This is a genomic window from Streptomyces sp. NPDC090088, assembly GCF_044747345.1.
GTDB lineage: Bacteria > Actinomycetota > Actinomycetes > Streptomycetales > Streptomycetaceae > Streptomyces.
The window spans coordinates 265,149-279,127 of the sequence record NZ_JBIVDZ010000010.1 but is presented as its reverse complement, the minus strand read 5'-3'; the positions used below and the strand labels follow the sequence as shown (position 1 = coordinate 279,127).

Annotated in this window: 13 protein-coding genes; 7 read left to right on the top strand and 6 right to left on the bottom strand. The window is 69.4% G+C overall.

The window, feature by feature from the left end:
* Positions 1-33: 33 nt before the first annotated feature.
* A complete protein-coding gene (gene araA / locus ACIPSJ_RS40915; RefSeq protein ID WP_401353545.1) occupies positions 34-1,551 on the top strand; it encodes an L-arabinose isomerase in 1,518 nt (505 codons plus the stop codon).
* 31 nt (positions 1,552-1,582) lie between these two features.
* The gene (araD, locus tag ACIPSJ_RS40910; protein ID WP_401353543.1) at positions 1,583-2,287 is read left to right on the top strand and encodes an L-ribulose-5-phosphate 4-epimerase AraD; all 705 of its coding nucleotides are present in this window, start codon (positions 1,583-1,585) and stop codon (positions 2,285-2,287) included.
* Positions 2,288-2,688: 401 nt separating this feature from the next.
* On the opposite strand, the gene ACIPSJ_RS40905 is transcribed toward araD, so the two are convergent.
* Both ACIPSJ_RS40905 and ACIPSJ_RS40900 read right to left on the bottom strand, forming a co-directional pair.
* Positions 2,689-3,753 (bottom strand): sensor histidine kinase, encoded by a 1,065-nt coding sequence (locus ACIPSJ_RS40905; protein WP_401353541.1) that lies wholly within the window; start codon positions 3,751-3,753, stop codon positions 2,689-2,691.
* Positions 3,750-4,490, bottom strand: coding sequence for a response regulator transcription factor (locus ACIPSJ_RS40900; RefSeq protein WP_401353539.1), 741 nt, complete (start codon positions 4,488-4,490; stop codon positions 3,750-3,752). Before ACIPSJ_RS40900 ends, ACIPSJ_RS40905 begins: the two co-directional genes overlap by 4 nt.
* Positions 4,491-4,690: 200 nt before the next feature.
* Between ACIPSJ_RS40900 and ACIPSJ_RS40895 the strand changes: the two genes are divergently transcribed.
* Positions 4,691-6,931 (top strand): MMPL family transporter, encoded by a 2,241-nt coding sequence (locus tag ACIPSJ_RS40895; RefSeq protein ID WP_401353537.1) that lies wholly within the window; start codon positions 4,691-4,693, stop codon positions 6,929-6,931.
* Positions 6,932-7,206: 275 nt separating this feature from the next.
* On the opposite strand, the gene ACIPSJ_RS40890 is transcribed toward ACIPSJ_RS40895, so the two are convergent.
* From ACIPSJ_RS40890 to ACIPSJ_RS40880, 3 genes are read right to left on the bottom strand one after another with little or no spacing between them, the layout of a single operon-like run.
* Positions 7,207-7,443, bottom strand: a complete 237-nt coding sequence (locus tag ACIPSJ_RS40890; RefSeq protein WP_401353535.1) for a ferredoxin — start codon at positions 7,441-7,443, stop codon at positions 7,207-7,209.
* Positions 7,443-8,636 carry a cytochrome P450 gene (locus ACIPSJ_RS40885; RefSeq protein WP_401353533.1) on the bottom strand — a complete coding sequence of 398 codons (1,194 nt, stop codon included), beginning with the start codon at positions 8,634-8,636 and terminating at the stop codon, positions 7,443-7,445. Before ACIPSJ_RS40885 ends, ACIPSJ_RS40890 begins: the two co-directional genes overlap by 1 nt.
* Before the next feature lie 11 nt (positions 8,637-8,647).
* Positions 8,648-9,484, bottom strand: coding sequence for a mycofactocin-coupled SDR family oxidoreductase (locus ACIPSJ_RS40880; protein ID WP_401353531.1), 837 nt, complete (start codon positions 9,482-9,484; stop codon positions 8,648-8,650).
* Positions 9,485-9,925: 441 nt separating this feature from the next.
* On the opposite strand from ACIPSJ_RS40880, the gene ACIPSJ_RS40875 reads away from it, so the two are divergent.
* Both ACIPSJ_RS40875 and ACIPSJ_RS40870 read left to right on the top strand, forming a co-directional pair.
* Positions 9,926-10,519, top strand: coding sequence for a TetR/AcrR family transcriptional regulator (locus ACIPSJ_RS40875; RefSeq protein ID WP_401353529.1), 594 nt, complete (start codon positions 9,926-9,928; stop codon positions 10,517-10,519).
* Between the two features lie 232 nt (positions 10,520-10,751).
* Positions 10,752-11,360, top strand: a complete 609-nt coding sequence (locus tag ACIPSJ_RS40870; protein WP_401353527.1) for a TetR/AcrR family transcriptional regulator — start codon at positions 10,752-10,754, stop codon at positions 11,358-11,360.
* Between the two features lie 173 nt (positions 11,361-11,533).
* Here the strand turns inward: ACIPSJ_RS40870 and ACIPSJ_RS40865 are convergent, their stop codons facing one another.
* Positions 11,534-12,115 carry a TetR family transcriptional regulator gene (locus tag ACIPSJ_RS40865; protein ID WP_401353525.1) on the bottom strand — a complete coding sequence of 194 codons (582 nt, stop codon included), beginning with the start codon at positions 12,113-12,115 and terminating at the stop codon, positions 11,534-11,536.
* Positions 12,116-12,275: 160 nt separating this feature from the next.
* Between ACIPSJ_RS40865 and ACIPSJ_RS40860 the strand changes: the two genes are divergently transcribed.
* The gene (locus tag ACIPSJ_RS40860; protein ID WP_401353523.1) at positions 12,276-13,043 is read left to right on the top strand and encodes an SDR family NAD(P)-dependent oxidoreductase; all 768 of its coding nucleotides are present in this window, start codon (positions 12,276-12,278) and stop codon (positions 13,041-13,043) included.
* 43 nt (positions 13,044-13,086) lie between these two features.
* Positions 13,087-13,947, top strand: coding sequence for an aldo/keto reductase (locus tag ACIPSJ_RS40855; RefSeq protein ID WP_401353521.1), 861 nt, complete (start codon positions 13,087-13,089; stop codon positions 13,945-13,947).
* Positions 13,948-13,979 lie beyond the last annotated feature (32 nt).

Genomic DNA, 13,979 nt, shown 5'->3' with positions numbered 1-13,979 from the left:
CCCGGCGGACTCCCCCGAAAGGCATGAATCCTCATGGAAACCCACACCACGCCCTATCCGGAGCGGGAGATCTGGTTCCTCACCGGCAGTCAGGGACTGTACGGCGAGGACGTCCTGCGCCAGGTGGCCGAACAGTCCAGGGCCATCTGCGAGATGCTCGACGGCAACGCGAAGATCCCGGTCCGGATCGTGTGGAAGCCGGTCCTCACCGACGCCGAGTCGATCCGCAGACTGTGCCAGGAGGCGAGCGCCTCCGGCGGCTGCGTCGGGGTGATCGCGTGGATGCACACCTTCTCCCCGGCCAAGATGTGGATCGCGGGACTCACCGCCCTGGACCAGCCCCTGCTGCACCTGCACACCCAGCGCAACCTGTCGCTGCCCTGGCCGAGCATCGACATGGACTTCATGAACCTCAACCAGGCAGCCCACGGCGACCGCGAGTTCGGGCACATCGAGTCCCGCGTCGGCGTCCACCGCAAGATCGTCGCCGGTCACGCCACCGACCCGCGGGTCGTCGGGCGCATCGCCGCCTGGGCCCGCGCCGCCGTCGGCCGCCATGCCTCCCGCACCCTGCGGCTCGCGCGATTCGGCGACAACATGCGCGACGTGGCCGTGACCGAGGGCGACAAGGTGGAGGCCCAGCTGCGGTTCGGTTTCTCCGTCAACACCTACGCCGTCAACGACCTGGTGACCGTGGTCGACGAGGTCGAGGACAAGGCGGCGGCCACACTCGCCGCCGAGTACCTGGAGTCGTACGACGTGGTGCCCGCCCTGCGCTCCGACGGCGTCCGCCATGACTCGCTGCTGTACGCGGCCCGCATCGAACTCGGCCTGCGCGCCTTCCTCACCGAGGGCGGCTTTACCGCTTTCACCACCAATTTCGAGGACCTCGGCGGCCTGCGCCAGCTGCCCGGTATCGCCGTCCAGCGGCTGATGGCCGACGGCTACGGCTTCGGCGGCGAGGGCGACTGGAAGACCTCGGCGCTGCTGCGCACGATGAAGGTCATGGGCGCAGGCCTCCCCGGCGGCACCACCTTCATGGAGGACTACACCTACCACCTCGGCCCCGGCGAGCCCCGCATTCTCGGCGCCCACATGCTGGAGGTCTGCCCCTCGGTCGCGGCCGAGCGCCCCAGCTGCGAGATCCACCCCCTGTCCATCGGCGGCCGCGAGGACCCGGTACGCCTGGTCTTCAACGCCGCCCCGGGCCCCGCCGTGGTCGTCGGCCTCTCCGACCTCGGCGACCGCTTCCGGCTGACCGCCAACACCGTCGACGTCGTCACCCCCGGCGGCCCCCTGCACCGGCTGCCAGTGGCCAGGGCCGTGTGGAAGCCACGCCCCTCTCTCGCGGAGTCCGCCGAGAGCTGGCTGTTGGCCGGCGCCCCGCACCACACAGTGCTCAGCTCCGCCGTGGACACCGAGACCCTGACCGACTACGCCGCCATGGCCGGCGTAGAACTGCTCACCATCGACGAGACCACCAGCACCGGGCAGCTCGCCAAGGAGATCCGCTGGAACGCCGCCTACCACCGGCTCGCCCAAGCCCTGTGACACCCGTGATCCACATGCAAGGAGACCAGCGATGACCGCGCGAGTCCGTGACGGCCTGCGGCAAGAGGTACTGGACGCCAACCTGGCCATCCCCCAGGTCGGACTGGCGACGCTGACCTGGGGCAATGCGAGCGGCATCGACCGCGAGGCGGGAGTCTTCGTCATCAAGCCCTCCGGCGTGCCCTACGAGGACCTCACGATCGACCACCTGGTGACCGTCCGGCTGTCCGACGGCGCGGTGGTCGACGGCGGCCTGCGCCCCTCCACCGACACCGAGGCCCACCGCTGCCTCTACCTGGCGTTCCCGTCCGTCGGCGGGGTCACCCACACCCACTCCACCCACGCGGTGGCCTTCGCCCAAGCTCGCCGTGACATACCGGTCCTGGGCACCACCCACGCCGACACCTTCAACGGGCCCGTCCTGTGCACCCCGGATCTCACCGCCGACCAGTGCGCGAAGGACTACGAGTACAACACCGGCCGCGTGATCGTCGACATGCTGGAGAGCGACGACCGGAGGGCGGCCGAGGTCCCGGCCGCCCTCGTCGCGGGCCACGGCCCCTTCACCTGGGGCGCCACCGCCCAGAAGTCCCTGGAACACGCCATCATCTGCGAGGCCGTGGCCGACATCGCCCTCAGCACCCTCGCCCTCTCCCCGACGGCCCCACCCCCCGCACACCTCCTGGCCCGCCACTACACCCGCAAGCACGGCCCTGATGCCTACTACGGCAACTAGGGTCAATCCCGTGACTCTGTTGGTGATCTTGGCAGGGTAATGACGGCGGTCGCCGGCAGCGCATCCTCGGAGACGCGCAACAAGTCGGTGGATGGGTAGCCAGTCGCCGCCCGACGCAGGTGCGTCGTCGCGGTCCAGGCCTGGTGATGAAACGGGCCTTAGAACCAGTCACTCCTGTTTGCCTTGGCGGACCTCGACGATTGGCAGCATGGTGATGGTGGGGGAGGCCGAGTTCCCGTGGTGTGGGGCCTGCGGGTGTGGGGATGTCGATGAGCCGGGCGAGGAGCGCGTCGATGGCGGATTGGCCGTCGTCGACCGCGGCGCGTTCGTCCTCCTCGATGCATGTATCTTTCGGGAACAGGCTGGGAACCCGTCGGGCCGCCAGACCCGCCGTCCGCCCGTCAGACCACGGCGGGCGGTGTCTCCCACAGCAGCGGGAACACGACCTCGACGCTGGTGCCCTTGCCCGGTGTGCTGTCCAGCTCCACGTGGGCATGGTGAGCCTCGGCGATGGCGGCGACGATGGACAGTCCCAGACCGCTGCCACCGCTGGCGCGGCTGCGACCCTTGTCAGCTCGGTAGAAGCGGTCGAAAACATGCGGCAGGGCGGGTCCGGGGATGCCCGGGCCGGCGTCCTGGACTCGTAGTCTCGCCTCGTCGCCGGACACCGTCAGTCCGACCGCGCAGTGCGTGCCGGGCGGGGTGTGCATCCGGACGTTGACCAGCAGATTGCCCAGCAGGCCGCGCAGTTGGGCGTCGTCGCCCAGTACCAGGGCTCCCGGTTCGACGTGGGTCTCCAAGCGTCGCTCCATGTCGGCGACGGCGGCGTCCCGGCAGGATTCGGCGACCAGTCGGCTCAGGTCCACGGGTTCCAGGTCCGCCGGGTCCTCCTCGTCGAAGCGGGCGAGCATGAGGAGTGCCTCGACCAGGCGGGTCATGCGCTGGGTTTCGGACAGGACACGGGCCATCGCCTCGTCGACGGCCGCCGTGTCCGGCAGGGCACCACGCTGGTAGAGCTCTGCGTAGCCGCGCAGGGACTGCAAAGGGGTCCGCAGTTCGTGGGAGGCGTCGGCGACGAACTGGCGCATCCGGTCCTCCGACCGCTCCCGGGCAGACAGGGCAGCCCGGACCTGATCGACCATCCCGTTCAAGGCGGTGGCGAGGCGGCCGACCTCGGTGGTGGGTGAGGTCACAGCCTCGGGCAGATGCTGGACCAGGTCTCCGGCCGCGACGGCGTCGGCCATGGCGGCGGCCCGTTCCAGGGGTCGTAGCTCACGGCGCACGAGAGCCGTGGTCGCCAGTGCCACCGTGCACAGCCCCAGCAGTTCTGCGGTCACGATCGCCACCGGGTCGGTGCCGCTCGCCAGCCAGGTCAGCGCGACGGCGGCGATGGCGGCCGCGCACAGGGCGGTGACCAGCGCGCTGATGCGAGTCCGTAGCGGCCAGCGGCGGACGCGCCCGCTCACCCGAGTTCCCCGATGCTGTAGCCGACACCTCGCCGGGTGTGGATCAGACCGGGCCCCAGGGCGTCGATCTTGCGGCGCAGATAGCTGATGTAGGTCGCGACCACCGTGTCGTCGCCGTTGAAGTTGTAGGACCAGACGTGCTCCAGGAGCCGGGCGCGCGGTACGACCCGGCCGCTGTGCAGCATGAGGTAGCGCAGCAGGCGGAACTCGGTGGGCGAGAGGTCGACTGTCGTGCCTGCGCGGGACACCACGTGGCGGGCGGTGTCGAGTTCGAGGTCGGCGACACGCAGTACAGGATCGGTGGCCGGAGCGCTGCGGGTGCGGCGGAGCACGGCGCTGACGCGGGCGGCAACCTCGTCGAGGCCGAAGGGTTTGGTGATGTAGTCGTCACCGCCCTCGGTCAGTCCTCTGACGACGTCCTTGCGGGTGTCGCGGGCGGTGAGGAAGACGATCCCATGGGGCAGTCCGTCCGCGCGCAGGCGCCGCATCACCTCGAAACCGTCGCCGTCCGGCAGCATCACGTCCAGCAGGATCAGATCGGGCAGGAAGTCGCGGGCGGTGGCCAGAGCCTCGTGCACGGTGGCCGCCGTACGCACCTCGTAGCCGATGAACCCCAGGAACCGGCCGACGGTGTCGAGGATGGCCGGTTCGTCGTCGACCACCAGCAGCCGGCCCCGGACGGCTTCGGCGGTGCCGGAAGCCGCGGGGGGCGGGGTCACGGGGGGTTCGTCAGCCATCCGGCGTTCCTGTCCTGTCCTGCGTCTCTCATCGGTTCCCGCCGTGCGGCTCTCCTCGATCATGTCCGATCCTGCCGGGGCGCCTCCATGGGAGTTGCATGTGAATCTCAACCGACTGGCAGCTTTTCATGGGGACCGGGCTCGGGGCGCTCCTAGCGTGGAGACCTTCCCTCCTTTCCCCGTCCTTCGGGAGTCTGTGCGTGTCCACGCTCTTGTACCGGCTCGGCCGTTTCTCCTATCGCCGCAAAGGGATCGTTCTCGCCGCCTGGTTGGCCGTGCTGCTCGCGGCCGTGGCGGCGGCGGTGGGGCTGATGAAGCCGTTCACGTCATCCACCACCATTCCCGGCACCGAGGCGCAGCGCGCGCTGGACGTCATGCAGAGCAACTTCCCGACCGACGACCACCTCGCCGGGACGATGGTGCTCCAGGCACCGGCCGGGGCGAAGGTCACGGCGGGCGCTCCCGCAGCGGCCGTGAGGAAGGCCGTCGCCGCGGCCGAGGGCGTGCCGGGTGTGCGGTCGGCGACCGCGCCCTCGGTACGCACCGGGACGGTCTCGCCCGACGGGCGCACTGGCATCGTCCAGCTCACCTTCGCCGTGGAGAAGACGGACAAGATCGCCGAGGCCACCCAGGCCCGGATGGGGAAGGTGGCGGAGCAGGCCCGGGGTGTTGGGCTGACCGTGGAGCTGGGCGGTGACGCCTTCCCCGGCACCGCAGTGCAGGCGTTCGGCCCCGGTGAGGCAGCCGGCATGGTGATCGCCCTGGCCATTCTGATCTTCGTCTTCCGTTCGCTGCGGACAGCAGTCGTGCCGATGGCCACCGCACTCGTCGGTGTCGCCGTCGGTGTGCTCGGCCTGATGGCCATGACCAGCGTGGTCACCATGGACAGTACGTCGATCGTCCTCGCGGTGATGCTGGGCATGGCCGTCGGCATCGACTACGCGCTGTTCATCGTCTCCCGGCACCAGACCCAGGTCCGCGACGGAATGGATCCGGAGGAGTCCGCCGGGCTCGCCACCGGCACGGCGGGCGGAGCGGTGGTCTTCGCCGGTGCCACGGTTCTGATCGCGCTGGCCGCGCTGGCCGTGGTGGACATTCCCTTCCTCACGGTCATGGGCCTGGGCGCGGCCGCCACGGTGGCCGTCTCCGTGGTGATCGCGGTCACCCTGCTGCCGGCGGTGCTGGGTCTGCTGGGCCGGCGGATCGTGGCCAGCAGGGTGCCCGTGCTGCGTCGCTCCGCCGAGCGGTCCCGCCAGAAGGCCTCCGGCAGGCCGACCGCGGGCACCCGCTGGGCGGCGCTGGCGGCACGGCGTCGCTGGACCGTTCTGACCGTGAGCGTCCTGGGACTGGGCCTGCTGACCGTGCCGGTCACCGATCTGCAGCTCGGCCTCGGCGGCGGGAAGGACCCGGACACCTCGGCGGCCCGTGCCCAGAAACTCGTCGACGAGGGCTTCGGCCCGGGTTACAGCGGCAAGCTGGTCGTCCTGGTGCAGGGCACGGGTAGTCAGGTGGGAGCCGCCGCCGGCGAGATCTCCACCACCGTGCGGAAGCTGCCCGGCGTCACGTCGGTGGCCCCCGCGGTCACCTCGCGGTCCGGTGCCGCAGCGCTGGTGACGGTCACCCCGGCCGACGGCCCGGCGACCGAGAACACCAAGCGGGTGCTGACGGAGATCCGGGACGCCCGCGGCGCGGTCCAGGAGCGTACCGGCACGCGGATCGACGTGACCGGTTCGACGGCGGTCAACATCGACGTCGCCGACAAGCTCTCCGCCGCCCTGCCGGTCTACTGCCTGCTGGTGATGGGCCTGGCCCTGCTCCTGCTGGTGGTGGTCTTCCGGGCGATCGCCGTGCCCGTGAAGGCGGCGCTCGGCTTCCTGTTCTCGGTCGGGGCGTCGCTCGGTTCGATGGTCGCGGTCTTCCAGTGGGGCTGGCTGTCCGGCCTGCTCGGCATCAAGTCCACCGGGCCGGTGCTGAGCTTCCTGCCCATACTGCTGGTGGGCATCCTGTTCGGCCTGGCGATGGACTACGAGGTGTTCCTGGTCTCGCGGATGCGCGAGGAGTACGCGCACGGCGCCGCCCCGACCGACGCGATGGTCCGAGGCTTCGGGCACAGTGCGAAGGTGGTCACCGCCGCCGCCCTCATCATGATCGCGGTCTTCGGCTCCTTCCTCTTCGCGGACCTTCAGGTCACCAAGGGCATGGGCTTCGCGTTGGGCATTGGCGTGCTGCTGGACGCGTTCGTCGTCCGCATGGCGTTGGTGCCCGCCGTCATGGCGATCCTCGGCGAGCGGGCCTGGTGGCTGCCCAGCTTCCTCCGGCGGACACTCCCAGACGTGGACGTCGAGGGCGAACGTCTCACGCGCCGGCTGACCGCCGCACGAATGCCCTCCGGACCATCCGGACCAGTGCCGGACCGGACACCCACCGGTGCGACGAACTGACCACGCGCGGCCCACTCGGCCCCATCCATCGCACCGTGCCGGACGCCAACGTCCGGCACGGTGCGATGGTTCACCCGGTAAAGGGGTACGACCTCGCCCGGGCCGAGAGCACCTCGCAGGTAGCCCCGCCTGGCACATCCACACCCGACCGAACAGGCATGCCACCGGCGAATGAACCTGACCGTGCCCGGAACACCACCGTCCAGCATCCGCCCCGCGCATCTGAACTGCCCCGCAACAAGGACATAGGACCTAAGCGAGGGAGGAATCCAGCATTAGACGGTTCGAGGCGGGAAGATTCGCTCGCCGTTCTCCGTCCTCGTGATGCCGATGGCCTCGATCGGACAGGACTCGGCGACTTCCAGGACCAGTTCGGAGGCCGGGAGGGTCCCGGACCGGGCGCGGCCCTGGCCGCTCTCGTCGAGTTCGAACTCCTCGGGTGCGGAGGCCGCGCACAGCCCGGTCCGGACGCAGACCCGTTTGTCGACGGCGACCGTCCACCGTTCGGTCATCACCGGGCTCCCTCGATGACGAGCGGCAGGGTCTTCCAGCCGCGGACGGTCGAGGTCTGGGCCAGTTCGGCGTGGTCCCAGTCCACGTCCCAGCCGGGGAACCGCGCGAGGATCTCCTCGGCGGCGATCCTGCCCTCCAGCCGGGCCAGCGCGGCGCCCAGGCAGTAGTGGGCGCCGACGCCGAAGCTCATGTGCTGGGTGACCCGGTGGATGTCGAAGCGGTCCGGGTCGTCGAAGCGCCGGGGGTCACGGTTGGCGGCAGCCTGGATGAACAGGATGGCGCTGCCGGCCGGGACCGTGCGGTCGTACAGCTCGACGTCCTTGGTGACGTGGCGCGCGGTGAACGGTCCGGTCGGCTCGAAACGCAGGATCTCCTCGATGGCGTTGGGGACGAGCGAGGGGTCGGCCGCCAGCTCGCGGCGCGCCTCCGGGTAGCGGGCCATCAGGGCACCGAACCAGCCGATGAGCCGGCCGGTCGTCTCGTTGCCGGCCCCGGCGACCACCGAGCAGTAGGTCAGGACCTCCTCGTCGGTGAGGGTGCGGGTGACGCCGTTCTCGTCCTCGAACCCGGCGGTCATCAGCTCGGTCATGAGGTCGTCGGACGGGTGCTGCTTGCGCCACTCGATGTAGTCCTTGAAGGCGTCCGTGCTGAGGATGTCCTCGTGGTTGATCCTTCCGCCGCCCTCGGTGCCGAGCGTGTCGTCGGTGTAGTCGCGGATGGCGGGCTGGTCGGCCTCCGGTATGCCCAGCAGCATGCCGATCACCCGCATCGGCATCTCGGCGCCGACCGCCTCGACGAGGTCGAACCGCTCGGCGCCGGCGACCGGTTCGAGCGCGCGCCGGCAGAAGGCCCGTACGCGGGGCTCCAGGGTGGCGATCCGGCGCGGGGTGAACACCCGGGCGAGCAGGCGGCGGTGGATGTCGTGGACGGGCGGGTCCTCGAAGATGAGGGTGCCGGGCGGGAGTTCGATGTCCGCCTGGATGATTTCGAGGATGTCGCCGCGGGCGGACGAGTAGGTCTGCCAGTCCGCGAGGCCGCGCTGGACGTCGGAGTGGCGGCTGACGGCATAGAAGTCGTGCCGGTCGTTGTAGTAAAGGGGCGCTTCCTCGCGCAGCCGTGCGTAGAGGGGGTAGGGGTCGCGGGCGAGGGCGGGGTCGAAGGGGTCCCAGTAGATCGTGTCTGCGGTAGTCACGTACACGCCTCCTACTTGAGCAGGGCGCCGGCGTCGATCGGCAGGGTGACGCCGGTGACGAAACGGGACTCGTCAGAGGCGAGGAAGAGCACGGCGTTGCTGATGTCCAGCGCCTCCACCCACGGGGTGGGCAGCACGTGCATGCTCTGGGAGACCGCCGCGAAGTCGTCGGCGGTGGGGTTCTCCAGGTCGGGGCGGAACATCCGGTAGGTGCCCTCGTGCATCACCATCGGCGTGTTCACCTGGGTGGGGTGCAGCGTGTTGACCCGGATGCCGTGCGGCCCCAGCTCCCCCGCCAGCGTGCGCATCAGGCCCACCACGCCGTGCTTGGCGGCGATGTAGTGGCCGATGTTGGCGTAGCCCTTGAGGCCGCCGACCGAGCTGGTCAGGACGACCGAGCCGCCCCGGCCGCCCGCGACGATGTGCGGGGTGGACACCTTGGTGGACAGCCACACGCCGGTCAGGTTGACGTCGATCATGTCGCGCCAGGTCTTCTCCCCCATGGCGTCGAGCGTGGCTCCGTCGCTGCCGAGGCCCGCGTTGGCCACGACGATGTCCAGACGGCCGAATTCGGCGACACCGTCGTCCACGGCGGTCTTGAGTGCGTCGTGGTCGCGGACGTCCGCCTGCACGGCGTGGATGCGCCGCCCGAGCTTCTGCACCTGGTTGACGGTCTCTTCCAGGTCCTCGGGCGTAGACATGGGAAAGGTGACGCCGTCGAGCTGCTTGCACACGTCGACGGCGATGATGTCGGCGCCTTCTTCGGCCAGCCGTACGGCATGGCTGCGGCCCTGGCCGCGAGCGGCGCCGGTGATGAAGGCGACCTTGCCTTCGACTCGTCCGGGCATGACTACCTCGTTTCCTTGGGTGGGTTGAGGTGGAGAGTGGTGGGGCGGCGGTGGCAGCGGCGGGAAGGCCCGGTCACCGGTCGGTGCGTCAGCGGTCTCACAGGGCGAGCGCGAGGAGGAGCAGGAGCACAGCGGCCAGGGCGATGGCCGGCGACGCGAGGCGTTGGGGACGCTCGTGTCTACGCGGTCGATGAGTACGGCTGCCGGGGGCTCGGCAGGCCCGCTGGCGGACGTCCGGCTGGCTCTCCCAGCAAGTTGCCGGGCCGTACGTCGTCGACACAGGTGCCGGTCAACAGCCGTGGATCCTCGACGCCCAGAGCGCGGGTATCCGTAGAGCGAGCCATCGGCGTGGCCCCCCTTTCGCGCTGAACGAGTGTTTAACACGAGCGCTGAACAACTGTTTAACAGCGCGAGCCCGGGCCGTCAAGGACAATGAGCGGCATGACTGCGCCTCGCCGCATGGGCACCGAGAACTCCAAGACGCGCCAGGTCCTGCTCGACGTCGCCGAGCGGCTGATGCTGGAGGAGGGCTACGCCTCCGTGGGCATCCGCCGGGTGGCCCGCGAGGCCGAGGTGGCACCGGCACTGGTGCTGTACTACTTCCGCACGCTGGACGACCTGTTCCTCGCGATGCTGCGACGGCGCGGCGAGCACGAGATGGAGCGGGTCACCCGCCTGCTGGACGGCCCACAGCCGCTGCACACCCTCTGGCGGATCGCCAGCCACCCGGGCAACGCGCTGACCACGGAGTTCGCCGCCCTGGCCAACCACCGCAAGGCGATCCGCACCGAACTCGCCGCCTTCGCCGACCGCTACCGCGAGGCACAACTGGCGGCCCTCACCCGACGACTCACGGAAACCGGCGTCGAACTGCCACCCGAAGCATCCCCGGCCGTACTGCTCATGCTGACGAACGCCCTCGGCCGGATCATCATGATGGAGAACACGATGGGCATGACGACCCGTCACGCCGAGGCCCTCAACTTCGTGGAGCAGTTCCTCCAGCGCTACGAGGGGACCACCACGGACACTTGAGACACCGCGCCCACAACGCGCGATCGAGAGACCGACCCCGGGAGGGGTCGACTCTTACCAACTGGTCGGCTTTCGCTTCGACGTTAGGCCTGCACGAGAAGGCCAGGAAGTGCACGATCGAACTTCGTAATCAGAGCGTTACATCTTCAGTCAGCCGTCGAAGACGACACGCCAAATTTCGACCGTGTAGTAGATTTTTGAGCTGGGTGCCGTCGAGGAGAGTGAGCACACCGTGGGCCAGGCAAAGGCACGGGGGCCGTACGCGAAGACACCGGCCCGCAGGGCCGAGATCGTACGAGCGGCGCGCGACAGCTTCGCCGAGCGCGGCTACGCCAACGCCTCCCTGCGCGACATCGCGGAGCGGGCCGGCATCACCCACGCCGGCCTCCTGCACCACTTCCACAACAAGGACGAACTCCTCGCCGAGGTGCTCGCCGACCGCGACTCCGAGGACTGGCAACAGGGCGTGGACGAGGTCGACAGCACCGAACGCCTCGGCTCGTACCTCGCCGAGCTGATCCGGCACCACCAGAAGGCCCCCGAGCTGATGCGGCTGTGGATCGAGCTCGCGGCGGCGGCCTCACGCCCGGACCACCCCGCGCACACGTACTTCGTCGACCGCTACGAACGCAGCCGCGCCCAGTTCTCAGACGGGTTCCCGGACGAGGCCGCACGCTTCACGCTCCGCCAGGGCGTCTCCCCCGAGAGCGCCGCAGTCCTCTTCCAAGCCGTGCTCAACGGACTCCAGCTGCAGTGGATCCTCGACCAGGAACTCGACATCGTCGGACCGGTCACCGACTTCGTACGACTGCTGTTCGAGGGCAACAGCCAGGCGCCCTAGCAGGATTGAGGTCCAGTCGGCCAGTCATTCGCCAACCGCGACGACATCACCCCCTCCATCGCCCTCCCAACCAGACAGCTCAACTCCCATGCCGCCCGAGTCCGGAGCAGACCCGCACCGCCAACCCGCCGACTACGACGCCGATATGGGTACACCGTTCAAGAAACGCAGCACTAGGCGACGATCCGGCGCGCAGCCTCGGTCAGCGCCGCGCGGTGCGCGGCGAGTACGGCAGGGTCGTAGGGATCACCGTCCATGACCATGCGGGAGATCTGCGGCGCGGCGAAGTACCAGCCGACGAGGCCAAGCAGCGCGAGGACCAGGCTGCGGGCATCAAGGGAGTCGGCCACAACCCCCAACTCCTGGGCCGCACGGATGGCTTCGGTCTTGCTCTGGTAATAGGCGGTGCGAGACTGCTGGTCCGGTACGTCCGAGGCGCCGTACCTGAACCCCTCGGCCACCATGAGACGGATCAGGTCCGGATGGGCCACGTGGTAGTCGAAGAGCTCACCCACGTATTCGGCGACGCGGTCAGGGTCGATCGAGACGGCTTCGGCGAGCTTCCTGAGCTCACTCATGAGGACGACCGCGAACAGTTGCTCCTTACTGCCGAAGTAGCGGTAGATCAGCGACTTGTTGGCCTGCGCCCGTTCCGCGATCCGCTCCATGCGCGCGCCACCGATCCCCACCTCGGCGAACTCGGCGACCGCGGCATCGAAGATACGGGCTTTCGTGGCATCGGAGTCGTACGGCATAGCCACCAATGTAACGCTTCGGTTGACAACGTGTTCGAGGCACCCCAGGATGGCAATGTAACCGAAGCGTTGCAAAGGGGGCGCGGGAGCGAGCGGAAGATGGGCCGACCACGGGCCGACCGGCTCCCCGCGCCGTGCTGCACGATGTGAGGAAAGACCAATGAACGACGACTTCCGGCAAGCACCGCTCGCCGGCCGCACAGCCCTGGTCACCGGCGCCTCCGGCGGCATCGGATCGGCCACCGCCCTGCGCCTGGCCGAGGCGGGAGCCCGGATCGCCCTCGCCTGCAGCGGCCACCGCGAGGACGCCGAGGCAACCGCGGAGGCCATCAACTCCCACCACGGCGCGGGAAGGGCAGCCGTACTGCAGGCCGACCTGGCCGACCCTGAGGCCGCGGTCGCCCTGGTCGCGGACAGCAAGCGTCTGTTCGGCCCGGTCGACGTGCTCTTCGCCGGGGCCGGGATCGGCGCGCGGACCGCCTGGCGCGATCTCGATGCCGACACCTGGGACGTGACCATGGCCGTCAATGTCCGCGCACCGTTCCTGCTGGCACAGGCGGTCATCCCGGACATGACAGAACGCCACTGGGGACGCATCCTGTTCGTGTCATCGGTCGCTGCCCTAAACGGCGGCATCATCGGCCCGCACTACGCCGCGAGCAAAGCAGCCCTGCACGGCCTCACGCACTCCCTCGCCGCGAGCACGGCCGGTGACGGCGTCACGGTCAACGCGCTGGCGCCGGCGCTCATCGGCGGCACCCGCATCCTGCCCGCCGGCACCGGCGAGGACGGGAAACTCCCCGCACCCATCCCCGTCGGCCGCCTGGGCGAACCCCGCGAAGTCGCCGACATGGCCGTCTCCATGCTGACGAACGCCTATCTCACCAACAAGGTGATCACTCTCGACGGCGGCCTCTACCCGAACTGAGGCCTCCCCCGCCACCTCCCACGCACCAGGAAGCCGAATCGCCATGACAAGTGCCGCATCCCCTGTCCTCACCCTGAACAACGGCGTCACCATGCCACAACTCGGCCTGGGAACCTGGCCATTGAAGGGCACCGACGCACAGCACGCAGTCTCCGCGGCCCTCACCGACGGCTACCGCCTCATCGACACCGCCGCCGTATACGGCAACGAGGACGCCGTGGGGCGTGGGATCCGGGAATCCGGCCTCGACCGACAGGACGTCTTCGTCACCACCAAACTGCATGGCGTCAGCCACGGCTACGACCACGCGCTGCGCGCCCTCGACGCCTCCCTCGCCGAACTCGGCCTCGACTACGTCGACCTCTTCCTCATCCACTGGCCGCTCCCCGCACAGGACCTGTACGTCCCCACCTGGCGGGCGTTCGCCAAGGCGCTGGCCGACGGACACGCGCGGGCGATCGGGGTGTCCAACTTCAAGCCGTCCCACCTCGACCGGCTCATCGACGAGACCGGCACCGTGCCCGCGGTCAACCAGATCCAGCTCTCGCCCCTGACCGCTCAGGCCGGACTGCGCCAATACCACCGAGGCCACGGCATCCTGACGCAGTCGTGGAGTCCACTGGGCAAAGGCACCGATCTGCTCGTCCATCCCGTGATCACCGGTCTGGCCGCGAAGTACGGCAGGACCGCCGGCCAGATCGTCCTGCGCTGGCACATCGAACTCGGCCTCTCGGCCGTCCCCAAGTCCGGCAACACCGAACGCATCAAGGGCAACATCGACATCTTCGACTTCACGCTCGCCCCGCACGAAGTGGAGGCGATCACGGCACTGGACACGGGCGCCCATCAGCCTGCGGACTCCGACGCCGTCCAGCCCGGTCTCAAAGGCTCCGGACCCCGCTGACCCCTCATCTGACATGACGCGCGTCGGGCCAA

Coding starts and splice junctions, on each gene's coding strand:
- araA (WP_401353545.1), top strand. CDS start 34: ATGGAAACCCACACCACGCCCTATCCGGAGCGGGAGATCTGGTTCCTC.
- araD (WP_401353543.1), top strand. CDS start 1,583: ATGACCGCGCGAGTCCGTGACGGCCTGCGGCAAGAGGTACTGGACGCC.
- ACIPSJ_RS40855 (WP_401353521.1), top strand. CDS start 13,087: ATGACAAGTGCCGCATCCCCTGTCCTCACCCTGAACAACGGCGTCACC.
- ACIPSJ_RS40880 (WP_401353531.1), bottom strand. CDS start 9,484: ATGCCCGGACGAGTCGAAGGCAAGGTCGCCTTCATCACCGGCGCCGCT.
- ACIPSJ_RS40860 (WP_401353523.1), top strand. CDS start 12,276: ATGAACGACGACTTCCGGCAAGCACCGCTCGCCGGCCGCACAGCCCTG.
- ACIPSJ_RS40865 (WP_401353525.1), bottom strand. CDS start 12,115: ATGCCGTACGACTCCGATGCCACGAAAGCCCGTATCTTCGATGCCGCG.
- ACIPSJ_RS40900 (WP_401353539.1), bottom strand. CDS start 4,490: ATGGCTGACGAACCCCCCGTGACCCCGCCCCCCGCGGCTTCCGGCACC.
- ACIPSJ_RS40890 (WP_401353535.1), bottom strand. CDS start 7,443: ATGACCGAACGGTGGACGGTCGCCGTCGACAAACGGGTCTGCGTCCGG.
- ACIPSJ_RS40875 (WP_401353529.1), top strand. CDS start 9,926: ATGACTGCGCCTCGCCGCATGGGCACCGAGAACTCCAAGACGCGCCAG.